General features: G+C 59.7%; 26 protein-coding genes. 6 read left to right on the forward strand and 20 right to left on the reverse strand.

Features of this window, described 5'->3' with window-relative positions:
• Positions 1-18 precede the first annotated feature (18 nt).
• From tolB to PspCFBP13509_RS21750, 13 genes are all read right to left on the reverse strand, one after another.
• A complete protein-coding gene (gene tolB / locus PspCFBP13509_RS21690; protein WP_043293513.1) occupies positions 19-1,299 on the reverse strand; it encodes a Tol-Pal system beta propeller repeat protein TolB in 1,281 nt (426 codons plus the stop codon).
• Positions 1,300-1,316: 17 nt separating this feature from the next.
• Positions 1,317-2,390: a cell envelope integrity protein TolA gene (tolA, locus tag PspCFBP13509_RS21695; RefSeq protein ID WP_027605542.1), complete on the reverse strand. Its 1,074-nt coding sequence runs from the start codon at positions 2,388-2,390 to the stop codon at positions 1,317-1,319.
• Positions 2,390-2,842, reverse strand: coding sequence for a protein TolR (tolR, locus tag PspCFBP13509_RS21700; protein ID WP_161793227.1), 453 nt, complete (start codon positions 2,840-2,842; stop codon positions 2,390-2,392). Before tolR ends, tolA begins: the two co-directional genes overlap by 1 nt.
• Positions 2,843-2,865: 23 nt before the next feature.
• The gene (gene tolQ / locus PspCFBP13509_RS21705; protein ID WP_137212670.1) at positions 2,866-3,561 is read right to left on the reverse strand and encodes a protein TolQ; all 696 of its coding nucleotides are present in this window, start codon (positions 3,559-3,561) and stop codon (positions 2,866-2,868) included.
• Between the two features lies 1 nt (position 3,562).
• Positions 3,563-4,018, reverse strand: coding sequence for a tol-pal system-associated acyl-CoA thioesterase (gene ybgC / locus PspCFBP13509_RS21710; protein WP_032890914.1), 456 nt, complete (start codon positions 4,016-4,018; stop codon positions 3,563-3,565).
• Between the two features lie 140 nt (positions 4,019-4,158).
• Positions 4,159-5,217, reverse strand: coding sequence for a Holliday junction branch migration DNA helicase RuvB (gene ruvB, locus PspCFBP13509_RS21715; protein ID WP_065925895.1), 1,059 nt, complete (start codon positions 5,215-5,217; stop codon positions 4,159-4,161).
• Entirely contained in the window at positions 5,218-5,829 is a 612-nt protein-coding gene (ruvA, locus tag PspCFBP13509_RS21720; protein WP_003175802.1) for a Holliday junction branch migration protein RuvA, read from the reverse strand.
• 67 nt (positions 5,830-5,896) lie between these two features.
• Positions 5,897-6,421, reverse strand: coding sequence for a crossover junction endodeoxyribonuclease RuvC (gene ruvC / locus PspCFBP13509_RS21725; RefSeq protein WP_065925894.1), 525 nt, complete (start codon positions 6,419-6,421; stop codon positions 5,897-5,899).
• Between the two features lie 157 nt (positions 6,422-6,578).
• Positions 6,579-7,325, reverse strand: coding sequence for a YebC/PmpR family DNA-binding transcriptional regulator (locus PspCFBP13509_RS21730; protein ID WP_027605539.1), 747 nt, complete (start codon positions 7,323-7,325; stop codon positions 6,579-6,581).
• Between the two features lie 135 nt (positions 7,326-7,460).
• Complete coding sequence (aspS, locus tag PspCFBP13509_RS21735) at positions 7,461-9,236, reverse strand: aspartate--tRNA ligase (protein ID WP_027605538.1); 1,776 nt, start codon at positions 9,234-9,236, stop codon at positions 7,461-7,463.
• Positions 9,237-9,343: 107 nt separating this feature from the next.
• Complete coding sequence (locus PspCFBP13509_RS21740) at positions 9,344-9,565, reverse strand: FmdB family zinc ribbon protein (protein WP_010208103.1); 222 nt, start codon at positions 9,563-9,565, stop codon at positions 9,344-9,346.
• Between the two features lie 178 nt (positions 9,566-9,743).
• Entirely contained in the window at positions 9,744-10,085 is a 342-nt protein-coding gene (locus PspCFBP13509_RS21745; protein ID WP_137212672.1) for a ribbon-helix-helix domain-containing protein, read from the reverse strand.
• A gap of 179 nt (positions 10,086-10,264) precedes the next feature.
• The gene (locus PspCFBP13509_RS21750; protein ID WP_065925892.1) at positions 10,265-10,738 is read right to left on the reverse strand and encodes a Dps family protein; all 474 of its coding nucleotides are present in this window, start codon (positions 10,736-10,738) and stop codon (positions 10,265-10,267) included.
• 428 nt (positions 10,739-11,166) lie between these two features.
• On the opposite strand from PspCFBP13509_RS21750, the gene PspCFBP13509_RS31990 reads away from it, so the two are divergent.
• Positions 11,167-11,769, forward strand: a complete 603-nt coding sequence (locus PspCFBP13509_RS31990; protein WP_005790922.1) for a cold-shock protein — start codon at positions 11,167-11,169, stop codon at positions 11,767-11,769.
• 69 nt (positions 11,770-11,838) lie between these two features.
• Here the strand turns inward: PspCFBP13509_RS31990 and PspCFBP13509_RS21760 are convergent, their stop codons facing one another.
• Positions 11,839-12,045 carry a SlyX family protein gene (locus PspCFBP13509_RS21760; RefSeq protein WP_065925891.1) on the reverse strand — a complete coding sequence of 69 codons (207 nt, stop codon included), beginning with the start codon at positions 12,043-12,045 and terminating at the stop codon, positions 11,839-11,841.
• A 3-nt stretch (positions 12,046-12,048) separates the two neighbouring features.
• Positions 12,049-12,474 (reverse strand): HIT domain-containing protein, encoded by a 426-nt coding sequence (locus PspCFBP13509_RS21765; RefSeq protein WP_065925937.1) that lies wholly within the window; start codon positions 12,472-12,474, stop codon positions 12,049-12,051.
• Between the two features lie 745 nt (positions 12,475-13,219).
• Between PspCFBP13509_RS21765 and PspCFBP13509_RS21770 the strand changes: the two genes are divergently transcribed.
• Positions 13,220-14,512 (forward strand): OprD family porin, encoded by a 1,293-nt coding sequence (locus tag PspCFBP13509_RS21770; RefSeq protein WP_027605533.1) that lies wholly within the window; start codon positions 13,220-13,222, stop codon positions 14,510-14,512.
• 186 nt (positions 14,513-14,698) lie between these two features.
• Here PspCFBP13509_RS21770 and PspCFBP13509_RS21775 read toward each other — a convergent pair whose 3' ends face one another.
• Both PspCFBP13509_RS21775 and PspCFBP13509_RS21780 read right to left on the reverse strand, forming a co-directional pair.
• Positions 14,699-15,541 (reverse strand): mechanosensitive ion channel family protein, encoded by an 843-nt coding sequence (locus PspCFBP13509_RS21775; protein WP_137212673.1) that lies wholly within the window; start codon positions 15,539-15,541, stop codon positions 14,699-14,701.
• A 135-nt stretch (positions 15,542-15,676) separates the two neighbouring features.
• The gene (locus PspCFBP13509_RS21780; protein WP_053135814.1) at positions 15,677-16,162 is read right to left on the reverse strand and encodes a YajQ family cyclic di-GMP-binding protein; all 486 of its coding nucleotides are present in this window, start codon (positions 16,160-16,162) and stop codon (positions 15,677-15,679) included.
• Positions 16,163-16,285: 123 nt separating this feature from the next.
• Here PspCFBP13509_RS21780 and PspCFBP13509_RS21785 point away from each other — a divergent pair, with 123 nt between their 5' ends.
• From PspCFBP13509_RS21785 to PspCFBP13509_RS21795, 3 genes are read left to right on the forward strand one after another with little or no spacing between them, the layout of a single operon-like run.
• Positions 16,286-17,203 (forward strand): putative 2-dehydropantoate 2-reductase, encoded by a 918-nt coding sequence (locus PspCFBP13509_RS21785; protein ID WP_065925889.1) that lies wholly within the window; start codon positions 16,286-16,288, stop codon positions 17,201-17,203.
• 46 nt (positions 17,204-17,249) lie between these two features.
• The gene (locus tag PspCFBP13509_RS21790) at positions 17,250-19,283 is read left to right on the forward strand and encodes a sensor histidine kinase (RefSeq protein ID WP_065925888.1); all 2,034 of its coding nucleotides are present in this window, start codon (positions 17,250-17,252) and stop codon (positions 19,281-19,283) included.
• Between the two features lie 2 nt (positions 19,284-19,285).
• Positions 19,286-19,864 (forward strand): cob(I)yrinic acid a,c-diamide adenosyltransferase, encoded by a 579-nt coding sequence (locus tag PspCFBP13509_RS21795; RefSeq protein WP_065925887.1) that lies wholly within the window; start codon positions 19,286-19,288, stop codon positions 19,862-19,864.
• A 129-nt stretch (positions 19,865-19,993) separates the two neighbouring features.
• Here PspCFBP13509_RS21795 and PspCFBP13509_RS21800 read toward each other — a convergent pair whose 3' ends face one another.
• From PspCFBP13509_RS21800 to secA, 3 genes are all read right to left on the reverse strand, one after another.
• Complete coding sequence (locus PspCFBP13509_RS21800; protein ID WP_065925886.1) at positions 19,994-20,938, reverse strand: Nudix family hydrolase; 945 nt, start codon at positions 20,936-20,938, stop codon at positions 19,994-19,996.
• Positions 20,939-20,956: 18 nt separating this feature from the next.
• Positions 20,957-22,174 carry a bifunctional glutamate N-acetyltransferase/amino-acid acetyltransferase ArgJ gene (gene argJ / locus PspCFBP13509_RS21805; RefSeq protein ID WP_137212674.1) on the reverse strand — a complete coding sequence of 406 codons (1,218 nt, stop codon included), beginning with the start codon at positions 22,172-22,174 and terminating at the stop codon, positions 20,957-20,959.
• 123 nt (positions 22,175-22,297) lie between these two features.
• Entirely contained in the window at positions 22,298-25,033 is a 2,736-nt protein-coding gene (secA, locus tag PspCFBP13509_RS21810) for a preprotein translocase subunit SecA (protein ID WP_027605526.1), read from the reverse strand.
• Between the two features lie 294 nt (positions 25,034-25,327).
• Between secA and PspCFBP13509_RS21815 the strand changes: the two genes are divergently transcribed.
• Positions 25,328-25,783: a DUF721 domain-containing protein gene (locus tag PspCFBP13509_RS21815; RefSeq protein ID WP_027605525.1), complete on the forward strand. Its 456-nt coding sequence runs from the start codon at positions 25,328-25,330 to the stop codon at positions 25,781-25,783.
• The last annotated feature ends 1 nt before the right edge of the window (position 25,784 follow it).

Here is a 25,784-nt window from a genome sequence, read left to right on the forward strand (position 1 = left end):
TCTTTTTGTAGCGCCGCGTCAGTTCAGGTAAGGGGACCAGGACGGTTCTCTGACTTCGCCTTGTGCGGTAGGAAGCGGGAGCCTTACGCGTCCATTAATGGACACGAGCATCAAGACTCCCCGGCCCTGCTGGCGGGTGGCGTAGATTACCATGGTGCCGTTGGGCGCAACAGTAGCTGACTCATCAAGGTTGGTATCTGTGAGGATTTTTACCGTTCCACGCTGCAAATCCTGGGCCGCAACCCGGAAATTAGTGAAACCATCCTGACGGTGAATCATCACCAACGTCTTTTCATCAGCCGAAAGCTTAGGATTGGCGTTGTAGTTACCGATAAAGGTCACGCGTTCCGCGCCCCCACCGCCAACGCTGGTCTTGTAGATCTGTGGCTTGCCGCCGCGGTCCGAGGTGAAGTAGATGGTCGAACCATCCTTGCCCCAGAACGGTTCGGTGTTGATACCAGGACCGCTGGTCACGCGGCTGATCTGGCGCGAAGCCATGTTCATCACGTAGATGTCCGGGTTGCCGTCCTTGGACAGTACGAATGCCAGGCGCGAACCATCCGGCGACCAGGCCGGTGCACCGTTGAGGCCTTCAAAGTTGGTGATCTGCTCACGACGGCCAGTATCGATGTGCTGGACGAAGATACGCGGACGCTTCTGTTCGAAAGACACGTAGGCAATACGCTTGCCGTCCGGCGCGAAGCGCGGCGACAGGATTGGCTCACGGGATTGCAGCAAGGTCACTGCCCGCGCACCGTCGTAGTCCGAACGCTGCAGGGTGTAGCGAGTGTTGTCTACGGAGAAACGCTCGGCCGTTACATAAAGCAGGCGTGTCGAGAACGCCCCCTTGATACCGGTGAGTTTTTCAAACGACTGGTCCGAGATGTAGTGGGCCATGTCGCGCAGTTGTTCGGCGGTACCCGATACGCTGCCGGTCAGGACCTGCTGCTCAGTGGCCACGTTGAACAAGGTGTACTGGATCTGCAGGCGACCGCCGGCCGGCGTGATGCTGCCGACCATCAGGTACTGCGCGCCCACCGCTTTCCAATCACGGAAGATGACTTCGCTGGCCTGGGTCGGCTGGCTGATCATGTTGCCTTTCGGAATCGGTGCGTAGTAACCGGAATTGCGCAGGTCGTCGCTGACGATCTGGGCCATGTCGTCCGGCAGCACGCTGCCGCCCTGCCAGCCAAACGGCACTACCGCGATCGGGGTGGCCCGATCGCTGCCGCTGGTGACCAGGATGTTCTTTTCATCCGCCGCCGCTATCCCTGCCATACAGCAAATAACGACAAGCATTCCTCGAAGAAGGTTTCTCACAAGGCTAGATCCTCAGGTGTGAATGTCATCTTGAATGAACGATAGGGAGCGAAGTCGCTTGGTTTCATTCCCTGCATCTCGGTCAACCGGCCAATATTCTTGACCGCGGCAACCGCCGAACTGTCGAACGAACCGTCACCACTGGACTTGGCCACGCTGACCGAAGTCACCGTACCGTCCGGCAACATGCCGATCTGCAGCACTACTGTCATGCCTTTGCGTGCCGAAGGTGGACGTGTCCAGCCTTCTGCTGCCCGCGCCCGAATCAGGTCGTCGAAACTGCCCGCGACTTCATCACCACGCTCATCGGCCAAGGCTTGCTGACGCTGCGGCGTGTCGGAGAGCAAATCTGCCAAGGCCTGGGCCTTTTTCTCTTCGGCGGATTTACGCGCTGCTTCCTGGGCCTTTTTCTTGCTGGCATCGGCGGCAGCTTTCTTCTTCGCGTCGTCGGCGATTTTCTTCTTCGCCTCGTCTGCTTCAGCTTTTTTCTTGGCGTCTTCGGCGGCTTTCTTCTTCGCGTCTTCGACTATTTTCTTCTTGGCGTCTTCAGCGGCCTTTTTCTTGGCCTCTTCTTCGGCAGCCTTCTTGGCTTCTTCTTCAGATTTCTTCTTGGCTATATCAGCCAATTGTTTCTCTTCAGCTTTTTTAGCTTCGGCAGCTTTCTCGGCTTTCTTGGCTTCATCAGCCTTTTTCGCCTCGTCGGCCTTCTTGGCTTCGTCAGCTTTTTTCGATTCCTCGGCCTTTTGAGCCGCCTCTTCTTTCTTTTGTTCCGCAGCAGCCTTCACCGCTTCCTGCTCGACCTTCTTCTGTTCCATCTGTTCGACTTCAGTCTGGCGCGCAGCCGACTTCTGGGCCTCACCCGCAATCTTCTGATTGGTCTGGGTGGTGGCCTGGCTTTTCGATTTCAGCTGATACAGGGTCGCCTGCACGATCGGCTTGGCTGGCGGCAGGTCCGGAGTCATGGCAAAGCTGACGAACAGCATGCCAAAGACCAGGACGTGCAGGGCAATTGCCCAGACGCTAGGCCAGAAGAAGCTTTCCGAGGCGGACGGCTCTCGCTGTTGGTGCATCAGGGCGCCTCGGTAATCAAGCCAACGTTACCGACGCCGGCCTTCTGCAGCCCGCCCATGGCGCCCATGACGGAACCGTAGTCGACCGACTTGTCGCCGCGGATGAACACCTGGGTGTGCTTGCCGCCTTCGTTGCCGGAGCGAATGATCTTGGTCACCGCATCGGTCATCGCCGGCAGGGTCAAGGCCTTGTCCTGTTGCTTCTGGGTGTCGACTTCGCTGCCAAGGTTCCAGTAATAGGTCTTGTCAGCCTTGATCGAAATGGTCAGGACCTGAGTGTTGTTGTCCTGCGGCAAGGCTTCACTGGAAACCTTGGGCAGATCAACCTTCACGCCCTGGTTGAGCATCGGCGCGGTCACCATGAAGATCACCAGCAGCACCAGCATCACGTCGATGTAGGGTACTACGTTCATCTCGGCGACCGGCTTGCGCTTTTTGCGAGCTCGAGCGATTAAAGCCATTGGGAATTACCTGCTTATTCTTCGCTGGTGTGCACTTTACGGTGCAGGATCGCCTGGAACTCATCGGCGAAGGTGTAGTAACGGCTGATCAACGTTTCGCTGGTTGCAGCAAAGCGGTTGTAGGCAATTACTGCGGGGATAGCGGCGAACAGGCCGATCGCGGTGGCGATCAGGGCTTCGGCAATACCCGGGGCCACAGTGGCCAAGGTAGCTTGCTGGGCCTGGGCCAGGCCGCGGAAGGAGTTCATGATCCCCCAAACGGTACCGAACAGGCCGATATACGGGCTGACGGAGCCTACGGTGGCAAGGAACGGCAGGCTTTGCTCAAGCTTCTCTTCTTCGCGGGAGATGGCGACGCGCATGGCGCGGGCCACGCCTTCCATCACCGCTTCCGGATCAACACCCGGTTGTTGGCGCAGACGGGAGAACTCCTTGAAGCCGGCACGGAAGATCTGCTCGACGCCCGAGTCCGGGTCCGGGTTGCTGCCGGCCTGGCGATACAGCTTGGACAGGTCGATACCGGACCAGAAGCGCTCTTCAAAGCTCTCCAGGGCACGTCGACCGGCACGCAGCAGGTTGCTGCGCTGAAAAATCATGACCCAAGAGGTAACCGATGCGGCTACCAGGATCAGCATCACCAGTTGAACCACAACACTGGCATTGCTGACCAGGCTCCACATGGAGGAATGGTCGACGACGGTAGGTTCCACGCTAAATCTCCTGCTTTGATTGTTTACCCGCGCCGCTCACGGCGGCAAAGGCCGCACGTAGAGTTTCGGGAATGGCCCGAGGTTTCAAACTATTGGTGCGCACACACGCCACCAGGAACTGCCCCTCACAGAGCAGCGTTGCATCCGTTGCCCGCCTGACCTGCTGCTTGAAACGCAGGCTGGCACGGTTCAATTCGATTACTTCAGCGCTGACCAGCAGCTCGTCGTCCAGTCGCGCCGGTGCGTGGTAACGCGCCTCGCTGGAATGCACGACGAATAACAGGTCCTCCCCTGCCAGCTGGGATTGGGCAAAGCCCAGCTCCCGTAGCCGCTCGGTACGAGCCCGCTCCATGAACTTGAGATAATTGACGTAATACACGATGCCGCCGGCATCGGTGTCCTCGTAATAAACGCGACAGCGATGTGCGAACGACTGATCCCCGTTTTGCGCGCGCATACTCTAGTGCTTACTCCTCAGGTTGCCAATCCGGTGGGGCAACTGTTTTTTCATTCTCGAAAAACATATCCAGTGACTGAATGACGACGCCAGCCACTAGGACAGCACAAACATCGAATAAATCGACTGGCGTGAAGCTTTTAATCGTCCACTGCATCAAGGAATTCGTCTACCACGGGCATCTCCCCCAATCGTGACGGAATGTTTAACCCGAAGTGCAGATAGGCATGGCGCGTCACCACCCGCCCCCTTGGCGTACGCATGATATAGCCCTGCTGGATCAGGTACGGCTCCAGCACATCTTCGATGGTATGGCGCTCTTCACTGATGGCCGCCGCCAGGCTGTCGACACCCACCGGGCCGCCGTCGAACTTCTCGATCATGGTCAAGAGCAGGCGTCGATCCTGATGATCGAAGCCGTGCTCGTCCACATCCAGCAGGTTCAAGGCCAGGTCCGCCACGGCCTTGGTGATATGCCCCTTGGCCCGTACTTCGGCAAAGTCACGCACACGACGCAACAAGCGGTTGGCAATCCGTGGCGTGCCCCGGGCCCGACGAGCGATTTCAAACGCGCCCTCCGGGTCCAGGGGCAGGCCGAGAATACTGGCCGAACGGCTGACAATGGTCGCCAGATCGGTAGTGCTATAAAACTCCAGACGTTGAACGATGCCGAAACGGTCTCGCAGCGGGTTGGTCAGCATGCCCGCACGGGTCGTCGCGCCCACCAGCGTGAACGGTGGCAAGTCGAGCTTGATCGAGCGGGCCGCCGGGCCTTCGCCGATCATGATGTCGAGCTGGAAATCTTCCATCGCCGGGTACAGCACTTCCTCGACGATAGGCGAGAGCCGGTGGATCTCGTCGATGAACAGCACGTCATGGGGCTCGAGGTTGGTGAGCAACGCCGCCAAATCACCTGGCCGCTCCAGCACCGGGCCGGAGGTGGACTTGATCGACACGCCCATTTCCTGGGCAATGATGTTGGCCAGGGTGGTTTTACCCAGCCCCGGCGGGCCGAAGATCAAGGTATGGTCCAAGGACTCACTGCGCCCGCGCGCGGCCTGGATAAACAACTCCATCTGCTCGCGCACGGTGGGCTGGCCGATGTAGTCGGCAAGGCTCAAGGGCCGGATGGCGCGGTCCTGGACTTCTTCACGGTCACGAGGCCCGGTGGCCGCGATCAGACGATCAGCTTCAATCACTTAAATCATTCCCTTCAGGGCTCGGCGGATCATGTCTTCGCTGCTCAGGTTCTTGTCCTTGATGGCCGAGACGGCCTTGCTGGCCTCCTGGGGTTTGTAGCCCAGGGAGATCAGCGCACTGACGGCGTCGCTTTCAGCACTCGCGACCTGGCCCGCCGGCATATCCGGCTGGTTCGGCACCAGGGCGAACATGCTCGGCACCACTTCCCAGGCCTTGAAGCGGTCCTTGAGTTCGACCAACAGGCGCTCGGCGGTTTTCTTGCCCACGCCCGGTACCTTGGTCAGCGCTGAGGTGTCCTGGGCCGAAACGGCTCGTACCAGCTCATCCACTTCCAGGCTCGACATCAACGCCAGGGCCAATTTAGGCCCCACGCCATTAAGGCGAATCAGTTCGCGGAAGAAGTCGCGGTCGCGCTTGCCAATGAAACCATAGAGTAGTTGCGCGTCTTCGCGCACCACCAGATGGGTATGCAGCGTTATAGGTTCACCGACCGACGGCAGGCGGTACAGGGTGGTCATGGGCACTTCCAGCTCATACCCCAGCCCGTTTACATCCAGAATCAGGTGCGGCGGCTGTTTCTCAGCCAGGGTGCCGCGCAAGCGTCCAATCACGGTTCAGATCCTTAAAGCTTGGGGTCAGAGCGAGGCCTGACCGGAAATAACGATTGCGCTGATGCTATCAGAGACGCAGGCGCCCGCCACGACTGCGTGCCATGCCCAGGCCGTGAGGCAGCAGGCTGGAGCGCGTGTGTGCATGGCAAATGGCAATGGCCAGGGCGTCGGAGGCATCGATCTGCGGCTTTGAGGTGAGCTTGAGCATGTGCATGACCATCATCTGCACCTGCTCTTTATTGGCCGCACCGGTGCCGACCACGGCCTGCTTGACCTGGGTCGCGGTGTATTCGGCGATTTCCATGCCCTCTTCGGCCCCTGCCACGATGGCGGCGCCACGGGCTTGTCCGAGTTTAAGGGCTGAGTCGGCGTTTTTTGCCATGAACACTTTTTCGATGCCCATGGTGACCGGTCCGTAGGTCTGGATCACTTCACGCACGCCGCGATAGACGATCTGCAGGCGCTCAGCCAACTCGCCTGCGCCGGTACGGATACAGCCCGAAGCGACGTAGACGCAGCCGCGCGGGGTGTGTTGCACCACACCAAAACCGGTGATGCGCGAACCGGGGTCGATACCTAGGATTAAAGTCATAACGCCTGCAGGTCGGATAAACACATTTTTTGATACATCGTAGTTCTAATGTGGGAGGGGGCTTGCTCCCGATGGCGATCGTCCAGTTAGACATAGGCTGACTGATACACCGCCATCGGGAGCAAGCCCCCTCCCACATTTGGATCTACGTCATTCTTCAGCCTAGCTGTTCGGCCACGGATTCCGGGATGTCGGCGTTGGAATACACGTTCTGTACATCATCCAGGTCTTCGAGCATATCGAGCATCTTCAGCACTTTCTGCGCACCGTCCAGGTCCAGCTCGGCACTGGTGGTCGGCAGCATCACGATCTCGGCGTCGGAGCCTTTGAAACCGGCCGCTTCCAGGGCATTACGCACGGCGTAGAAGCCGGCGAACGAGGTAAACACGTCGATGGAGCCATCTTCATTGGTCACCACGTCGTCGGCATCCGCCTCCATCGCCGCTTCCATCAGCGCATCTTCATCCACACCCGGCGCGAAGGAGATCTGCCCCTTGCGTTCGAACAGGTAGGCCACCGAACCGTCAGTCCCCAGGTTGCCGCCACACTTGCTGAACGCATGACGCACGGCGGCGGCAGTACGGTTGCGGTTATCGGTCATGCATTCGACCATCACCGCCACGCCACCCGGGCCGTAGCCTTCGTAGGTCAACTCGACCATGTCGTCGGTGTCGGCAGCGCCGGCCCCACGGGCCACGGCACGGTCGATAATGTCACGACTCATATTGGCGCCGAGGGCCTTGTCCAGGGCCAGGCGCAGACGCGGGTTGGAGCCCGGGTCACCCCCGCCCTGGCGGGCAGCGACCGTCAGCTCACGGATCCACTTGGTAAAAATCTTGCCTTTCTTGGCATCCTGACGCTCTTTGCGGTGCTTGATGTTCGCCCACTTGGAATGGCCAGCCATAACACAACTCCGAAATTCTCTAGAAACCTTATCAACCCCACCCCGGGTGGGATACACCCCTTGTAACGCAAAGGCGCATCCGAAGATGCGCCTTTTTAGACTGCGTAAACCTCAGTGCGCTTTCACGCAGCAGCCTTACTCAGCCTTCGGCGTCTCGCGCAGGCGGATATGCAGCTCGCGCAATGCCTTGGCATCTACTACGCCCGGAGCCTGGGTCATGACGTCCGCAGCACTCTGGGTTTTCGGGAATGCGATCACTTCACGGATCGACTGGGCACCGGTCATCAGCATCACCAGGCGGTCGAGGCCGAAAGCCAGGCCACCGTGGGGCGGCGCACCGTATTTCAAGGCGTCGAGCAGGAAGCCGAACTTCTCTTCCTGTTCCGCTTCGTTGATGCCCAGCAGGCGGAAGACCGCTTGTTGCATCTCTTTGCGGTGGATACGGATCGAACCGCCACCCAGCTCAGTACCGTTCAACACCATGTCATACGCGCGGGACAGCGCGCCTGCCGGGTTGGCTTCCAGCTCTTCGGGCGAGCACTTCGGCGCGGTGAACGGGTGGTGCAAGGCGCTGAAGCTGCCGTCATCGTTCTCTTCGAACATCGGGAAGTCGACGACCCACATCGGTGCCCACTTGCAGGTCAGCAGGTCCAGGTCGTGGCCCAGCTTGATCCGCAGCGCGCCCAGGGCTTCGCTGACGATCTTGGCTTTGTCGGCGCCGAAGAACACGATGTCGCCGTCGACCGCGCCCACGCGATCCAGGATCACATTGAGGTTGGCTTCCGGGATGTTCTTCACGATTGGCGACTGCAGGCCTTCAACACCCTTGGCGCGCTCGTTGACCTTGATATACGCCAGGCCCTTGGCACCGTAGATGCCGACGAACTTGGTGTAGTCGTCGATCTGCTTGCGCGGCATGCTCGCGCCGCCAGGCACGCGCAGGGCGGCGATGCGGCATTTCGGGTCGTTGGCGGGGCCGCTGAACACCTTGAAATCAACTTCGGTGAGCTGGTCGGCCACGTCCACCAGTTCCAGCGGGTTACGCAGGTCTGGCTTGTCCGAACCGTAGCGGCGCATGGCTTCTTCGAAGGTCATGTGCGGGAATTCGCCGAACTCCAGGTCCAGCACTTCCTTGAACAGGTTGCGGATCATCTGCTCGGTGATGCCCATGATCTCTTTTTCATCGAGGAAGCTGGTCTCGATGTCGATCTGGGTGAATTCCGGCTGGCGGTCGGCGCGCAGGTCTTCGTCGCGGAAGCACTTGGCGATCTGGTAGTAACGGTCGAAACCGGCCACCATCAGCAGCTGCTTGAACAGCTGCGGCGACTGCGGCAAGGCGAAGAAACTGCCGGCGTGGGTACGGCTAGGCACCAGGTAGTCACGCGCGCCTTCCGGGGTGGCCCGGGTCAGGATAGGCGTTTCGACGTCAAGGAAGCCGTTCTCGTCGAGGAAGCGGCGGATGCTGGTGGTCATGCGCGAACGCAGGCGCAGCTTCTCGGCCATTTCCGGACGACGCAGATCCAGGAAGCGGTAGCGCAGGCGGGTTTCTTCGCCGACGTCGGAGTATTCGTTCAACGGGAACGGCGGGGTTTCCGATTCGTTCAGTACTTCCAGCTCGTAGCCCAGCACTTCGATCGCACCGGACGCCATGTTCGCGTTCACGGCACCGGCCGGACGCAGGCGAACCTTGCCGGTGATCTTCACGACGTACTCGCTGCGCACACGGTCAGCGGCGGCGAAGCTTTCGGCGCGATCCGGATCGAATACCACCTGGGCCAGGCCATCACGATCACGGATATCGAGGAAGATCACCCCGCCGTGGTCGCGGCGACGGTGAACCCATCCGCAAAGGGTGATTTCCTGACCATCCAGGGTCTCGTTCAGTTGGCCGCAATAGTGGCTGCGCATCATGGTAGTGGTTTCACTTCTCGTAATTCGAAATTCGGTGGAGGCCTGCCTCGTCACCGTACATTAAAGCAGGGGACGGATAATGCAGGAGCCTGCGCATGGAGTTCAACTCAGTCTGCTTTGTCGCCGCCCGCCAGGTTCTTCTTCGAACCGGTCTTGAAATCGGTCTCGTACCAGCCGCTGCCGCTCAGGCGGAAGCCCGGCATGGACAACATCTTCTTGAGCTCGGGTGCCTGGCAGGCCGGGCAATCGACCAGCGGCGCTGCGCTGATCTTCTGGATGGCTTCCAACTGATGTCCACAGGAAGCACATTGATAGTCATACATGGGCATGGCGATGTCTCGGCGGTCGATCGTTACTGTGCCGCGCCCGCTCCTGATAAAGAGCAGAGGGAGAAAGCCCCGGCAGCAGCAAAGCGCGGGATTATATCTGGTAAATCAAGGCAGCGCAGCCGGCTTTCTGCCCGGGGCAGGCCCACCTCGACAGCGGACCGGCCCCGAGGCCTGCCGATTACTCATGGCTTGGCGAGGCAGCACGGCCCTTTAACAGATGAACCACACACACTACCCTGACCAACCCACTGAAGTTCTTCACTCCTCCATACCGCAAGTGCACTTCCCGATCGACATAGGACAGCAATGCACTGACAGAGCAGGCATTGATCCTGGCTATTTCCGTGAGGATATTCCAATAGATCTGCTCAAGCCGAAGACAAGTAGAAAATCCGTTGAGCCTTACCGATCGGGACAATGGCTTGGCCAGCCCCATATCGAACCCCTTGGCGAAGGGGTCGACGCTTATCTTGTGGAAACCACCGGTTTCCATCACTCCCACATCCACTCCACGTGACATACACCTGACACTCCATTGCCAAACAACAGCCCATGGGTTCTCCCATTGGACAGTGGCCCTATAAGACAGCAGGACGAGGCAGGCAGCCAGAAGACGGGGCGTTGATAGGCGTAGGACAACGCCAGGAAATGCGTGGAAACAAGCAAGTGGCGCCACAACGGCGCCACTGTGGCTGTCGTTTACTGGCTTTCGAGCAGGGAACGCAGCATCCACGCGGTTTTCTCGTGAACCTGCATGCGCTGGGTCAGCAGGTCCGCGGTCGGCTCATCGCTGACCTTGTCGAGCAACGGGAAAATACCACGTGCGGTACGCGTGACCGCCTCCTGGCCCGCCACCAGTTGCTTGATCATCTCTTCTGCGCTGGGAACACCCTCTTCTTCCTTGATGGAGGAAAGGCGGGCGTAGATCGAATAGGCGCCCGGTGCCGGGAAACCCAGGGCACGGATACGCTCGGCTATGGCGTCCACCGCCAGCGCCAGTTCGTTGTACTGCTCTTCGAACATCAGGTGCAGCGTACGGAACATGGGGCCCGTGACGTTCCAATGGAAGTTGTGGGTCTTCAGGTACAGTACATAGGTATCGGAAAGCAGCCGTGAAAGCCCATCGACGATGGATTTACGATCTTCTTCACTGATACCGATATCGATTGCCATGTTTATCCCCTTCAATTGACAAGCATTCATTGATCAGGTGCACGACTACTCTAGCAAGAGCGCCGCAGAGACGCAGCCCGACACCCTCGGGCGACATGCGGCAAATCGCCCCTGCACGACCTGTCAGCCCGTGCAGTACAAGCCTTTGGGCATGTCGGAAATTTTCTTTAAGGCCGCCAGAAACCCCTGCACATGTCTAGGACAAGCGTTTCACGCAGAAATGCCACGCCCCTTTCAACCACGGAAAATGCTCGATTTGAGTAGGCACGGCCTTTGCTGTTAAATAGGCAGCGTGTCGCCGTCGTTAATTTCCACGGCAAGCGGCATAGGCTGATACCCGCGCACGTGCCCAACGCCTCCCATTGTTCAGAAGCGAACCGTGCCAGTCAGCTCTTCCTTGTGATCCGTCTTAACGTGAGTTAATCAAAATGTTGAAAATCGTCCACCTGCTAACGGGCGTTGCAGCGTTGCTGCTGTCCTTTATCCCGAGCCTGCAGCCTGAAAGCCTGCCCTACCTGCAACAACACGACGCTCTGTACCTGGCCTTGTTCGGCCTTCTTAACCTGACGCTCGCTCCCGTAATCCCTTACTGGAACAAAGGCACACGTCATCAACTGCAAAACCTGGTCAGCGCGCTGCTGGTACTGACCGTTGTCGTACAAACCCTCACCCTCCTGGCACCTATGCCTGAAGTGGGCGGCCATCCGGCCATCCTGCTCAGCCTGGTGATTGCTGTGGTCGCTATCGTTCTTCACCTGGCCATCAGCTTCTACCGTTCGTCCCCGGCGGCCGCGTCGCAAAACTACGACATGACCAATCGGGATACCGGTACCGTCAAGTGGTTCAACACCTCCAAAGGCTTCGGCTTTATTTCCCGCGATTCGGGCGACGACATCTTCGTCCACTTCCGGGCTATCCGTGGCGAAGGTCATCGCGTCCTGGTGGAAGGCCAGCGCGTGGAGTTCTCCGTGATGAATCGCGACAAAGGCCTGCAAGCCGAAGACGTGATCGCAGCCCTGCCGCGTCGCTGATTCCAGCCGTCGCAGCAAAAAAACCGCGATCCAGCCTTGGCTGGGTCGCGGTTTTTTATTGCACTCGGATTAATAGTGCGGTGGCGGCGCCTCTTCTTCGGACGTCTCGAACTGGCCGCCCATTTCTTCCTGACGCTTGAGCAGCGCGGTCATCTGCAGCTGCAGGCGTTCAACCGCGCGCTGCTGGACGACCAGGATGTCATTGAGGGTCTCGATGGTGTCGTCCTGAAAGGCCAGGCGGCTCTCCAGATCGGTAACGCGGTCTTGCAAGTCCATGGTTCAACCCTGGGTAAAGATAAAGTCGGCAGGCAGCAACGCGTGCAGGCGCACACGAATGGCCGCCACTTGTTCTTCAGTGTACGGCTGGGCCGGATGCTTGCCCCAAACCGGCGCAGGCCACGCGGCGTCATCACGCTTACGTACGATCACATGCACGTGCAATTGGCTGACGACATTGCCCAGCGCACCGATATTCATCTTGTCGGCGCCCAGGCCTTCGTTGAGTAACTGCGCCAGCAACGTAGTTTCCTTCCAGAGGATCTGTTGATCTGCGACATCCAGCTGAAACACTTCGCTGATACCGTTGATGCGTGGCACCAGGATGAACCAGGGGTAATTCGAGTCATTGGACAGCAGCAGGCGGCACAACGGGAAGTCCCCGATCACCAGTGTGTCTTGTTGCAGGCGTTGGTCTAAGGCGAACACCACGGGCACTCCGTTTGGCAGGTCAAGTTCCGGCGCCCAGCATACCTTTGAATGCAGGCGGCTTCACGGCGAATACGGGAGAGCCCCGGCGCATCCGGAGAAAAAAACCGCACCCTTTCGATGCAGGCGAATAATTGAGCTACGCTAACTCGGGCCTCACCGGGATGCACCAAAATGACCCACTTGTGCCTCAAAGAGATCCGCCAACTACCCACTCATGGGGGTGGACCGGTAACGTTTTCCTCGGGCAACGTTTTTTTTGCCCCCCCAACAGCGGTAACACACGGGCGTCAAGCCCAAACCAAACGGCGTAAAAAGCCCGTACTTATGCGGTTTTTACACCGTCGTAACGTTTTTCACGAAAAAATGACATTCAGTTACCAGTTTGGGCGCGCTTGTTGCATTCACCCCCCTATCGTCGACAACGGCACCTGCAGGGAAGTGAGTGTTTCGCGATAAAAAACAGTGGCGTTTCAATGCATACCAAGGAAGACGACAAACTCTGAAAGACGTTTGAAAACAGCATTGAAGTTGTCAGTCCCGTTACATTCGGACTGTGAATTTGCGACATGGAACTAGCAATTTACGACAGCCTCGTAAAGAAGCTGAAAGGAAAGATGGGTAAGTATCGTCAATAGAGTCTGCGTGATATAACTTTGCGCCGACACAAAAAAGAAAGAGCCGCCCAGATAAAAATACAGGTGGGACGGCAGTACTCTTCCTAAAACCAAAGGAGCAAATCACGATGCGCGTGATGAAGTGGAGCATGATCGCCCTGGCTGTTTCAGCAGGCACCTCGCAGTTCGCAATGGCGTCCGCCCAGGACGATTCCAAGGGCTTTATCGAGGACAGTACAGCCAGCATTCTGACGCGGGCCCTGTATTTCAGCCGTGACCGCCGTAACCACGGTGCAGAACAAAGCCGTATCGAAGAAACAGGCCTTGGCTTCCACGGCCTCTTCAGCTCGGGTTACACCCAAGGCACCATCGGTGTCGGTGTCGACGTGATCGGCCTGCTGGGCGTCAAGCTGGACAGCGGCAAAGGCCGTGCCGGCACCGGTCTGTTCCCAGAGGGTTCCGACGGCCGTTCGCAGGATGACTACTCCAAAGGCGGCGCAGCCATCAAGTTCCGTATGTCCAATACGGTCCTGAAGATCGGTGATCAGTACACCACCGCTCCAGTGTTCGCTTCCGATGACAGCCGTTTGCTGCCGGAACTGCCGCAAGGCATCTCCATCACCAGCAACGAAATCAAAGATCTGAAACTGGAAGCCGGTCACTTCACCTCGATCGTTGCCCAGGATCAAACCTACCGCGACAGTATCGCCAGCTCCGAACCAGGCTCGAGCCGTGGCCTGCGAGACGCCAACTTCGTGGGCGGCGTGTACTCCTGGACCCCAGAGTTCACCACCAGCCTCTACTACTCGAAAGTGGAAGACTACTGGAAGAAGATCTACGCCAACGTCAACTGGACCCACGCGCTCAGCGATGACCAGTCCGTGGCTGTCGACTTCAACATCTACGACACCAAGAGCGACGGCGCCGGCCTGGTCCGTGCTGACAAAGACAGCACCACCAAGCTCGACAACCGTGCGTTCAGCCTGCAAGGCGCGTACACCATTGGCGCTCACACCTTCACCCTGGCAGCACAGAAGGTCAGCGGCGACGGCCAGTACGGCTACGGCGTAGACGGCGGCGGCACGATTTTCCTGGCCAACTCCATCGCCCGCTCCGACTTCAACGCTGAAGACGAGAAGTCCTACCAGGCTCGCTATGACCTGAACATGGCGACCTTTGGCATCCCAGGCCTGAGCTTCATGACTCGTTATGTGAAAGGTACCGGCGCCAACACCTCGACCACTAACAATGGTAAAGAGTGGGAACGCGACATCGAAGCCAAATACGTGATCCAGAGCGGTCCAGCCAAAGACCTGAGCCTGCGCGTACGTCAGGCGACCTATCGCTCATCTGATCAGGTTTACTCGGGTTCCCTTGACGAACTGCGTCTGATCGCGCAATACCCGCTGAACATCTTGTAATTGCCGGTTCAATTACAACGATGACTTAAGGCCCCGGCCTTAAACAAAAAAGCCGCTCCCCTGTTTACAAGGGAGCGGCTTTTTCATTGCAGTTTTATTTCAGTAAATAACTAGCAAGCTAACTAACGAGATTCAAGTGACACGTTTAACCTGACCTTTCGGCCAAGTTAAACGCGCTTCTTTCACTTACTTCGAAGCTGCTTCCTGCATCACTCGAATAACGCGCTGCGGAAATGGAATATCAATCCCCGCAGCCTTTAAACGATCACGCGCCAGTTCATTCAACATGAACACTACATCCCAATAATCCGGGGTATTGGTCCAGCAGCGCAGGGAAACAGTGATCGAGCTATCGCCCAAGGTCGACACCACGGCCACCGCAGCAGGATCCGTCAGTACACGCGGATCTTTTGACAGCTCCAGCAGCACTTCACGAGCCTTTTGCAGATCCGCCTCGTAGTCCACACCCACATCAAAGACCACCTTGCGGGTCGGCTGACGGTTGGTGTTGGTGATGATGCCGTTGGACAGGATGCCGTTGGGCACGATGACGGTCTTGTTGTCACCGGTACGCAGCACGGTGTGGAAGATTTGGATGCTATCGACGGTCCCGGAGGTGCCCTGGGCCTCGATCCAGTCACCAATGCGGAACGGGCGGAACAACAGAATCAGCACACCACCGGCAAAGTTCGCCAGGCTGCCTTGCAACGCCAGGCCGATGGCCAGGGTAGCGGCACCGATGGCGGCGACGAACGACGTGGTCGCCACGCCGATCATCGAGGCCACACTGACAATCAGCATGACTTTCAGCGCGATGTTCGCCAGGCTGGTGATGAAGTGCTGCAGCGCCAGGTCCGCGTTACGCATGGCCAGCAGGCGGCCCACGCGGTGGGTCAATACGTTGATCAGCCACCAGCCAATGGCCAGGGTGATCACCGCCAGCAACACCCGGCTGCCGTATTCCATGATCATCGGGATCCATGACTGTGAGGTCTTGATCAAGTGATCCATTTCAGCGTTTAAATCCATGTAGCTTCTCCTGTATGGCGAATGTGCGGCTTATTGACTGCCTGAAAACGCAAATGAGCCCCGTAGGGCTCAAGAGCAGGCGCTGGCTCTGGGGCGTGGGACGCCGAAAACGCCCGCAGGTTCCCCAATGTGCCATCAGTCGCGGAAGTTATTGAACTGCAGCGGCATGTCGAAGGTCTTGGCGCGCAGGGCGGCAATGGCATCCTGCAGGTCATCACGCTTCTTGCCGGTGACACGAACCTGCTCACCCTGGATGGCCGCCTGGACTTTCAGCTTGGCATCCTTGATATGGGCAACGATCTTCTTTGCCAGCTCCTTGTCGATACCTTCCTTGAGTACGGCTTCCTGCTTCATCAGCTTGCCGGAGGCGTAGGCGTCCTTGATTTCAAGGCACTGCGCGTCGATCTTGCGCTTGACCAACGACAGCTTGAGGATCTCGATCATCGCTTCCAGCTGGAAATCGGCTTCAGCGGTCAGGTTGACGGTCAGTTCCTTTTCCTTGAATTCGAAGCTGCCCTTGCCTTTCAAGTCATAGCGGCGGTCCAGCTCCTTGACGGCGTTCTCGACGGCGTTGGTGACTTCGTGTTTGTCCAGTTCAGATACCACGTCGAACGAAGGCATGTGATTTCTCCAATATAAGGGGCGGGCTCAGTAGAGATGGAGCGCGCCAGAGCTAAAATGCCGGGGCATTATAGCGGTTCTTTCGTCCCGTTCACTGTGAGCGACCCTACGGAGCAGAAACTGATGTCGACCACCTGGCATATTCTTGGCGCGGGCAGCCTGGGCACACTGTGGGCCACCCGCCTGGCTCGTGCCGGCTTACCCGTCAGGTTGATCCTGCGCGATGCCACGCGCCTGGCCAGCTACCGGGCTTCACCCGGCTTGACCCTGGTGGAACACGGCGTCGCCCATACCTACCCGGTGTTCGCTGAAACGCCCTACAGCCCCGAGCCGATTCATCGCCTGCTGGTAGCGTGCAAGGCCTACGACGCCCAGGGCGCTGTCGCACAACTGCAACACCGCCTCGCACCGGACGCCGAGCTGATCCTGCTGCAGAACGGCCTCGGCAGCCAAGACGCGGTGGCCGCGCAACTGCCCCAGGCGCGCTGCATTTTTGCCTCCAGCACCGAAGGCGCGTTTCGCGACGGTGACTGGCGCGTGGTGTTCGCCGGCCATGGCTACACCTGGCTGGGGGACGCGAGCCACCCTACTCCGCCGCTGTGGCTGGATGACCTGCACGCTGCGGGCATCCCCCACGAATGGAGTACCGACATCCTGACGCGCCTGTGGCGCAAACTGGCGCTCAATTGCGCGATCAACCCGCTGACGGTGCTTTACCAGTGCCGCAATGGCGAACTGCAGAGCCATCAATGTGAAGTCGCGACCCTGTGTGCCGAGCTTGGCGAACTGTTGGAATGCTGCGGCCAACCCGCCGCCGCGCGGGATCTGCACCAGGAAGTGGAACGGGTTATCCAGGCCACGGCCGCCAATTATTCCTCCATGTACCAGGACGTGGCCAACGCCCGCCGCACCGAAATCAGCTACTTGTTGGGCTATGCTTGCCAGGCGGCCGCCCGTCACCAATTGAGCCTGCCCCATGTGCAACAACTGCAAGTGCGCCTGGTCGAGCAGTTACTTGCACGCGGATTGCCCCGCGACTGAGGCACGCGCTACCCTGCCCGCCTGTCTATCACCTGGGAAAACCCTGATGCCGCTGCGCCAGCGTCTAGAAAACCTACCGGTCGGGCAGAAACTGCTGGCCGCCCTGCTGGTGCTGCTGACCACCGTCCTGCTGGTGGCCAACCTGACCTTTATCAGCGCCGCCTACTGGATCTCCCAGGAAAGCATGGCGCCCCAGGCCTTGCAGGCCATCGGCCGGCTGGTATCCAACCCGGCTCTAGCCGCCGAAGCCCTTGAATCCCCGGCCAAGGCCGATGCGCTGCTCAATGAACTGACCAGCTATTCGCCCCTGCGCGCCGCCGCCCTGTACGACGGCGAAGGCAATCGCCTGGCGCAGATGCAACACGGCGATCGCCTGCACCTGCCGGACAACTACCGGCATATCGAAGCCTGGCGCGTGACCGAATTTCGCAGTAACCAGGTCATCACCCTGCCCCGTCCCGGCCAACCGTCCGGCCACCTGCTGCTGGTGGCCAGCAGTGAGCTGCCGGTGGCCTTCTATACCGGCACATTGACGGCGAGCCTGGGCATCCTGATTTTCAGTGTGCTGCTGTGGTTGATCATCGCCCGGCAGATCAAACGCCTGATCACCCGGCCGATCCATGAACTCGAAGAGCTGTCACGCCAGGTCACCCGCGAAGAGAACTACGCCCTGCGTGCCGGCCGGGGCAACCGCGATGAAATCGGCAGCCTCGCCGAAGCCTTCAACACCATGCTGTCGCGCATCGAAGCCCGGGAGCAGCAGCTCAAGCGCGCGCGGGATGACTCACAAGCGGCCTACGACCAGGCACAAGGCCTGGCCGAAGAGACACGCCACACCAACCGCAAGCTGGAGCTGGAAGTCCAGGTGCGCAGCAAGATCGAGAAAAAGCTCACCGGTTTCCAGAACTACCTGAACAGCATCATCGACTCGATGCCTTCGGCACTGATCGCCCTGGACGAACAGCTCTACGTCACCCAATGGAATCAGGAGGCCACGGCCCTGTCCGGCACGCGCCTGGATGAAGCGCTGAATCAACCGATCTACCTCGCCTTCCAGCCGCTCAAGCCGTACCTGCCGCAGATCAAGGCCACGGTGGAACAACACACGGTGGAACGCATCGAGCGCGTCACCTGGATCAAGGACGACGAACCCAAGCATTACGCCCTGACCTTCTACCCGCTGATGGGCGGTGCCGGGCGCGGTGTAGTGATCCGTATCGACGACATCACCCAGCGCCTGTCACTGGAAGAGATGATGGTGCAGTCGGAAAAAATGCTCTCCGTCGGCGGACTCGCCGCCGGCATGGCCCACGAGATCAACAACCCGCTGGGGGCGATCCTGCATAACGTGCAGAACATTCGCCGGCGCCTGTCCCCCGACTTGCCCAAGAACCTGGAACACGCCGAACAGGTGGGGGTTGAGCTGGACACCGTTAACCGCTACCTGCAAAGCCGCGAAGTGCCGCAACTGCTCGACGGTATCCAGCAGGCGGGGGCACGGGCGGCGAAAATCGTCACCCACATGCTCAGCTTCAGCCGCCGCAGCAACCGGCAGATGGCGCCTTGCGACCTGCCGGCGCTGATCGACCAGGCGGTAGAAATCGCCGGTAACGACTTTGACCTGGCCATTGGCTTCGATTTCAAGGGCCAGGCAATCATCCGTCAGTTCGACCCGCAACTGGGCCCCGTGCCCGGCACGGCCAACGAACTGGAACAGGTGCTGCTCAACCTGCTGAAAAACGCCGCCCAGGCCATTCACCTGCGCGAGGACGACAGCGAACCGGGGCGCATCATCCTGCGCACGCGCCTTAACCCGCCGTGGGCGGAAATCCAGGTGGAAGACAATGGCATCGGCATGAGCGAAAACGTGCGTAAACGCACCTTCGAGCCGTTCTTTACCACCAAGGAAATCGGCCAGGGCACCGGGCTTGGGCTGTCGGTGTCGTACTTCATCATCACCAACAACCACAAGGGCCAGATGGAGGTGCATTCCACCCTCGGCCAAGGCACCTGCTTCACCTTGCGCCTGCCCCTGGCGGGCCAACTGCCACCTTACGAACTCACCCAACTGGAGCACTGACCATGGGCTTTCGCCTGTCGAAGATTTACACCCGCACCGGCGATAAAGGCGAAACCGGCCTCGGCGACGGCCGCCGCGTGCCCAAGGACCATCCCCGGGTGGAAGCCATCGGCGAGGTCGATACGCTGAATAGCCAGTTGGGGTTACTGCTGGCGTATCTCGAAGCCCTCGGCGGGCAGCATCCAGGCTTACAGAACGTGATCGAGGTGCTTACGCCTTGCCAGCATCGATTGTTCGATCTGGGTGGGGAGTTGGCAATGCCGGAGTACAAGGCATTGAACGCGGCGGAAGTGGATCGGCTGGAAGCGGCGATCGATCGCTGGAACGAAGAACTCGGGCCCCTGGAGAATTTCATCTTGCCCGGTGGTTCAGCGCTGATTGCCCAGGCCCATGTGTGCCGCAGCCTGGCGCGCAGTGCCGAGCGGCGCTGTCAGCATTTGAATGCGGTCGAGCCGTTGGAAGGGGTGGGGTTGGCGTATATCAATCGGCTGTCGGATTTGCTGTTTGTGGCGGCGCGGGTGATTGCCAAGCGCCAGGGTGTTGCAGAAGTGTTGTGGCAGGCGGCGGCGAAGCCACACTGATGATGATTCGGTGACTGATAGGGCCTCATCGGGGTGTAGCCCCCTCCCACACTTTGATCACATTCCAAAGTTGGAACCCGGTCGAATGTGGGAGGGGGCTTGCTCCCGATAGGGCCCTTCAGAACAGCATCAAACCTCAGGCCAGAACGCCCGAATTCCTGCGACACCTTGAGCGCCGGCTTCCCACGCCTGCTCCCGCTGCGCAGGCTCAACCCCACCCAACAGAAACACCGGTTTGCTGAACCCACGGATCAACTCTGCCGCCTGCTCCCAGCCCAACGGCTGCGCATCGGGATGGGTCTGGGTCGGCTGCACCGGCGACAGCGTGACAAAATCCACGTCCATCAACTCCGCCAACGCCAGTTCTTCCGCGTTATGGCATGACGCCGCCAACCAGCGATCCTTCGGCAACGGCCGGCCCTTGCTCGCATATTTGCGCAGTTGGGCCGAGGTCATATGCCAGCCGGCCGCCGGGAAGTCCCCGAGCCATTCAAACGGTCCCTTGAGCATCAACTGCGCCTTACCGGCGCACAGGCCCACCGCATCTACCGCAAGGTCGCGGTACTTGGGGTCGTAACCGTTGGGCGCCCGCAGCTGGATCAGCTTGATGCCACCGGCAATAGCCTTCTGGATCCCGCGCAAGAGCGTGGGCGTTTCCAGCTCGCCCGGCGTGATCAGGTAGTCGGCCGGCAAGCGCGCAGCCGCCACGATCGGCGCATTGGCCGCCGGGAACTCATAGTGGGGCAGATCGCGCGGGGCCACCCATTCCAGCGGTTGTCCCTCGGCACCGTGGGGCTCGCCGGTAAAGGCCGAGACTTCCCAGACATCCAGCAACACCTGCTTGTCCGGGTAGTCATGTTGCACCTTGATCAGCGGTCGCGCCGTGGTGACCTGGATACCCAGCTCTTCCTGCAACTCACGGGACAGGGCCGTGGCGACCGACTCATCGGCCTCCACCTTGCCACCGGGAAACTCCCACAGGCCGCCCTGATGCTGGGTATCGGCACGGCGCGCCAGCAGGATCCTGCCGTCGACACCGCGGATCACCGCTGCTGCTACATGCACTCGTTTCACCGCGCTTATCCTCTTCTATCAGGTGCGGTATTCCGCATTGATCTTCACGTACTCGTGGGACAGGTCGGTGGTCCAGATGGTTTCGCTGCACTCACCGCGACCAAGCTCGATGCGGATGGTGATTTCTTCCTGCTGCATCACCGCCGAACCCTGGGCTTCGGTGTAGGTCTCGGCACGGGCGCCACGGCTGGCGATGCATACGTCACCCAGGAACACGTCGATCTTGCTCACGTCCAGGTCCGGCACGCCGGCACGGCCGACGGCAGCCAGAATACGGCCCCAGTTCGGGTCGGAGGCGAACAGCGCGGTCTTGATCAGCGGCGAGTGGGCCACGGTGTAGCCGACATCCAGGCACTCCTGGTGGTTGGCGCCGCCGTTGACTTCAACGGTCACGAACTTGGTCGCGCCTTCACCGTCACGCACGATGGCCTGGGCCACGTCCATGCACACGTCGAACACTGCCTGCTTCAGCGCCGCGAACAGCGGGCCGCTGGCCTCGGTGATTTCCGGCAGGTTGGCCTGGCCGGTGGCGATCAGCATGCAGCAGTCATTGGTGGACGTATCGCCATCAATGGTGATGCGGTTGAACGACTTGTTGGCGCCGTCCAGGATCAGGCTGTGCAGCACATCGCGGGAAACCTTGGCGTCGGTGGCGATATAGCCAAGCATGGTGGCCATGTTCGGGCGAATCATGCCCGCGCCCTTGCTGATACCGGTCACGGTAACCGTCACACCGTCGTGCACGAACTGGCGGCTCGCGCCTTTTGGCAGGGTGTCGGTGGTCATGATGCCGGTGGCGGCTGCCGCCCAGTTATCCACGGACAGGTCGTCCAGCGCGGCTTGCAGGGCGCCTTCGATTTTTTCGACCGGCAACGGCTCACCGATGACGCCGGTGGAGTATGGCAGCACTTGGCTGGCGTCCACGCCGGCCAGTTGGGCCAGCTTGGCACAGGTGCGCGCAGCGGCGACCAGCCCCGGCTCGCCGGTACCGGCGTTGGCATTGCCGGTGTTGGTCAGCAGGTAACGAATCGAGCCGGCAACACGCTGCTTGGCCAGGATCACCGGCGCGGCGCAGAAGGCGTTGAGGGTGAACACGCCCGCAACGGTCGAGCCTTCGGCACAGCGCATCACCACCACATCCTTGCGCCCTGGGCGCTTGATGCCGGCCGAAGCGATACCGAGCTCAAAACCGGCAACCGGGTGCAATGTGGGCAAAGGACCAAGACCAACAGCCATGAATGCGCTCCTTAAAAATAGGTGATGTCTGTGCCGTCGTGATCGACGGTGAAATTAATGGCAAAACGCCGCGACGGCAGGGGCCGGTCGCGGCGCGGGGTGTAGCAGCGTCAGGCAAAAATCTTAGTTGATTTCGCCGTGGCAGTGTTTGTACTTCTTGCCCGAACCGCACCAGCACAGTTCGTTGCGGCCCAGCTTCTGCTCGTTACGAACCGGGGTCTGGGCCAGGGCCACATCGACCTCTTCACCCAATACTTCAGGCGCTTCCAGACCGGGTGCCTCGTCGTGCTGGAACTGCATGCGCGCAGCCAGTGCCTCGGCCTCCTGGCGCAGGCGCGCTTCTTCCTCGATCGGGTCTTCGCGACGCACCTGAACGTGGGACAGCACGCGAATCGAATCGCGCTTGATCGAATCCAGCAACTCGGAGAACAGCGTGAACGACTCGCGCTTGTACTCCTGCTTCGGGTTCTTCTGGGCATAGCCACGCAGGTGGATGCCGTGACGCAGGTGATCCATGGTCGACAGGTGGTCTTTCCACAGGTCGTCCAGCACGCGCAGTACGATTTGCTTCTCGAAGGTGCGCAGTGCTTCGGCACTCGCCTGCTCTTCTTTCTCGTTGTACGCGGCCAGCAGCTCGGTCATGAGCTTCTCGCGCAGGGTTTCCTCGTACAGGTGGTCGTCTTCGTCGAGCCATTGCTGGACCGGCAAGTCGACACCGAAGTCGCTCTTCAACGCAGCTTCCAGACCGGCGACATCCCACTGTTCAGGCAGCGATTGTGGCGGGATATGTGCGCTGACAGTGGCGTTGAGCACGTCCTGACGGAAATCGGCGATGGTTTCGCCAATATTGTCGGCGGCCAGCAACGTGTTACGCATGTGATAGATCACTTTACGCTGTTCGTTGTTGACGTCATCGAACTCGAGCAGTTGCTTACGAATGTCGAAGTTACGGCCTTCTACCTTGCGCTGGGCCTTCTCGATGGCGTTGGTCACCATGCGGTGCTCGATCGCTTCACCGGACTGCATGCCCAGGGCCTTCATGAAGTTCTTCACCCGATCCGAGGCGAAGATGCGCATCAGGCTGTCTTCCAGGGACAGGTAGAAACGGCTGGAACCGGCGTCACCCTGGCGGCCGGCACGACCGCGCAGCTGGTTGTCGATACGACGGGATTCGTGGCGCTCGGATGCGATCACCTGCAAGCCACCGGATTCCAGCACGGCCTGGTGGCGTTTCTGCCAGTCAGCCTTGATCTGGGCGATCTGCTCAGGGGTCGGATCGTCCAGCGAAGCCACTTCCACTTCCCAGTTGCCGCCCAGCAGGATGTCGGTACCACGACCGGCCATGTTGGTGGCGATGGTCAGCGCACCCGGGCGACCGGCCTGGGCGATGATCTCGGCTTCTTTTTCGTGGAACTTGGCGTTGAGGACCTTGTGCTCGATACCTTCCTTGTTGAGCAGGTTGGACACGTGCTCGGAAGTCTCGATGGTGGCGGTACCTACCAGGATCGGACGACCCTGGGCCATGCCGTCCTTGATATCGTTGATGATCGCCGCGTATTTCTCTTCGGCGGTCAGGAACACCAGGTCGTTGAAATCTTTACGGGCCAGCGGCTTGTTCGGCGGGATGACCACCACCGACAGGCCGTAGATCTGGTGGAATTCGAACGCTTCGGTGTCGGCGGTACCGGTCATGCCGGACAGCTTGTTGTACAGGCGGAAGTAGTTCTGGAAGGTGGTGGACGCCAACGTCTGGCTTTCGGCCTGGATGTTGAGCATTTCCTTGGCTTCGATGGCCTGGTGCAGGCCTTCGGACAGACGACGGCCCGGCATGGTACGGCCGGTGTGTTCGTCGACCAGTACGACCTGGCCATCCTGCACGATGTATTCGACGTTGCGATGGAACAGCTTGTGGGCACGCAGGCCGGCATACACGTGGGTCAGCAGGCCCAGGTTATGGGCCGAGTACAGGCTCTCGCCTTCGGCCAGCAGGCCGATCTGGGTCAGCATGTCTTCGACGAACTGGTGACCGGCTTCGTTGAGTTCGACCTGGCGGGTCTTCTCGTCGATGGTGAAGTGACCTTCTTTGGTCACCACGCCTTCCACTTCCTCGATGTGCTGCTCAAGGCGCGGGATCAACTTGTTGATCTCGGTGTAAAGGCGCGAGCTGTCTTCGGCCTGGCCGGAGATGATCAGCGGGGTACGGGCTTCATCGATGAGGATGGAGTCGACTTCGTCGATCACGGCAAAGTTGAGTTCGCGCTGGAATTTTTCTTCCATGCTGAACGCCATGTTGTCGCGCAGGTAGTCGAAACCGAATTCGTTGTTGGTACCGTAGGTGATGTCGGCGGCGTAGGCGGCGCGCTTCTCTTCCGGCGGCTGGAACGGCGTTACCACGCCTACGGTCAGGCCGAGGAACTCATACAGCGGGCGCATCCAGTTGGCGTCCCGGCGAGCCAGGTAGTCGTTCACCGTCACAACGTGCACGCCCTTGCCGGACAGTGCGTTGAGGTAAACACCCAGGGTTGCTACCAGGGTCTTGCCTTCACCGGTACGCATTTCGGCAATCATGCCTTCATGCAAGGTCATGCCGCCGATCAACTGGACGTCGAAGTGGCGCATGCCCATGACACGCTTACCGGCTTCACGGGCAACCGCAAAGGCTTCGGGAAGCAGCTTGTCGAGGGTTTCACCTTTGGCTATGCGGGCCTTGAACTCTTCGGTCTTGGCGCGCAATTGCTCGTCCGAAAGGGCAACCATCTGCTCTTCGAAGGCATTGACCAGCTGCACCGTCTTGAGCATGCGTTTGACTTCGCGCTCATTCTTGCTTCCAAAAAGTTTCTTTAACAAAGGCGCAAACATATCGGCAGGTTCTTCCACACATAGGGATGGAGGGCGCACCGTGAGTGGCCCGAGCAGCCCTCACGGCCGCATGCGAACGCGCATTCTACCCGGAATCGTGGGTGAGGAAAGTGGCGTTGTTCCCCGAGGCGGGCAAGGGGCTGTGAGAGGGCTTGTTTAAAATAAGGGCTTTTGCGCGAACTTCAACCCGTGGAGCTCATTGATTTTGTGGATAAAGCCCCGGCAATGCATTGCCCGGGGCCGCGTAGACGCTTTCTGCTAAGATGGCCGCTCTGTTACTTAAGGTGTCCAATCATGGCATTTCGCCCTCTTACAGCCCGCGCGCCCAGCGTGTTGCTTCGCGAAGCCAAGCCGTTGAAAGCCATCTTTGGCCATGCGCAACGCTTGGGCCATTTGCAACGCCTGCTCGAAAGCCAACTTCAACCGGCCGCCCGTGAGCATTGCCACGTGGCGTCCTGGCGTGAAGGCAACCTGCTGCTGATTGTCACAGATGGTCACTGGGCGACCCGCCTGCGCTATCAGCAAAAACGCCTGCAGCGTCAATTGATGGCATTCGATGAGTTCGCCAGCTTGACGCGCATCCAGTTCAAGGTGCAGCCGCCGACCGTGCAGCAAGGCGCGGCGGGCCACACGATGGACTTGTCGGAGACGGCGGCCGAGACGATTCAGGCCACGGCCGACGGCATCAGCGATCCAGGCTTGCGCGCGGCACTTGAGCGGCTGGCCGCCCATGGCAAGCCCAAACCTTGAA

The organism is Pseudomonas sp. CFBP13509, from assembly GCF_005233485.1.
GTDB classification, from domain to species: domain Bacteria; phylum Pseudomonadota; class Gammaproteobacteria; order Pseudomonadales; family Pseudomonadaceae; genus Aquipseudomonas; species Aquipseudomonas marginalis.

Excerpts from the sequence above, each read along its gene's own strand:
- PspCFBP13509_RS21775 (WP_137212673.1), bottom strand. The coding sequence starts at position 15,541 with ATGGATTTAAACGCTGAAATGGATCACTTGATCAAGACCTCACAGTCA.
- PspCFBP13509_RS21815 (WP_027605525.1), top strand. The coding sequence starts at position 25,328 with ATGGCATTTCGCCCTCTTACAGCCCGCGCGCCCAGCGTGTTGCTTCGC.
- tolB (WP_043293513.1), bottom strand. The coding sequence starts at position 1,299 with ATGCTTGTCGTTATTTGCTGTATGGCAGGGATAGCGGCGGCGGATGAA.
- aspS (WP_027605538.1), bottom strand. The coding sequence starts at position 9,236 with ATGATGCGCAGCCACTATTGCGGCCAACTGAACGAGACCCTGGATGGT.
- PspCFBP13509_RS21760 (WP_065925891.1), bottom strand. The coding sequence starts at position 12,045 with ATGGACTTGCAAGACCGCGTTACCGATCTGGAGAGCCGCCTGGCCTTT.
- PspCFBP13509_RS21795 (WP_065925887.1), top strand. The coding sequence starts at position 19,286 with ATGGGCTTTCGCCTGTCGAAGATTTACACCCGCACCGGCGATAAAGGC.
- ybgC (WP_032890914.1), bottom strand. The coding sequence starts at position 4,018 with ATGCGCGCGCAAAACGGGGATCAGTCGTTCGCACATCGCTGTCGCGTT.
- argJ (WP_137212674.1), bottom strand. The coding sequence starts at position 22,174 with ATGGCTGTTGGTCTTGGTCCTTTGCCCACATTGCACCCGGTTGCCGGT.
- PspCFBP13509_RS21740 (WP_010208103.1), bottom strand. The coding sequence starts at position 9,565 with ATGCCCATGTATGACTATCAATGTGCTTCCTGTGGACATCAGTTGGAA.
- PspCFBP13509_RS21745 (WP_137212672.1), bottom strand. The coding sequence starts at position 10,085 with ATGTCACGTGGAGTGGATGTGGGAGTGATGGAAACCGGTGGTTTCCAC.
- PspCFBP13509_RS31990 (WP_005790922.1), top strand. The coding sequence starts at position 11,167 with ATGTTGAAAATCGTCCACCTGCTAACGGGCGTTGCAGCGTTGCTGCTG.
- PspCFBP13509_RS21780 (WP_053135814.1), bottom strand. The coding sequence starts at position 16,162 with ATGCCTTCGTTCGACGTGGTATCTGAACTGGACAAACACGAAGTCACC.
- PspCFBP13509_RS21785 (WP_065925889.1), top strand. The coding sequence starts at position 16,286 with ATGTCGACCACCTGGCATATTCTTGGCGCGGGCAGCCTGGGCACACTG.
- tolA (WP_027605542.1), bottom strand. The coding sequence starts at position 2,390 with ATGCACCAACAGCGAGAGCCGTCCGCCTCGGAAAGCTTCTTCTGGCCT.
- secA (WP_027605526.1), bottom strand. The coding sequence starts at position 25,033 with ATGTTTGCGCCTTTGTTAAAGAAACTTTTTGGAAGCAAGAATGAGCGC.
- PspCFBP13509_RS21790 (WP_065925888.1), top strand. The coding sequence starts at position 17,250 with ATGCCGCTGCGCCAGCGTCTAGAAAACCTACCGGTCGGGCAGAAACTG.
- PspCFBP13509_RS21730 (WP_027605539.1), bottom strand. The coding sequence starts at position 7,325 with ATGGCTGGCCATTCCAAGTGGGCGAACATCAAGCACCGCAAAGAGCGT.
- PspCFBP13509_RS21770 (WP_027605533.1), top strand. The coding sequence starts at position 13,220 with ATGCGCGTGATGAAGTGGAGCATGATCGCCCTGGCTGTTTCAGCAGGC.
- ruvC (WP_065925894.1), bottom strand. The coding sequence starts at position 6,421 with ATGACTTTAATCCTAGGTATCGACCCCGGTTCGCGCATCACCGGTTTT.
- PspCFBP13509_RS21750 (WP_065925892.1), bottom strand. The coding sequence starts at position 10,738 with ATGGCAATCGATATCGGTATCAGTGAAGAAGATCGTAAATCCATCGTC.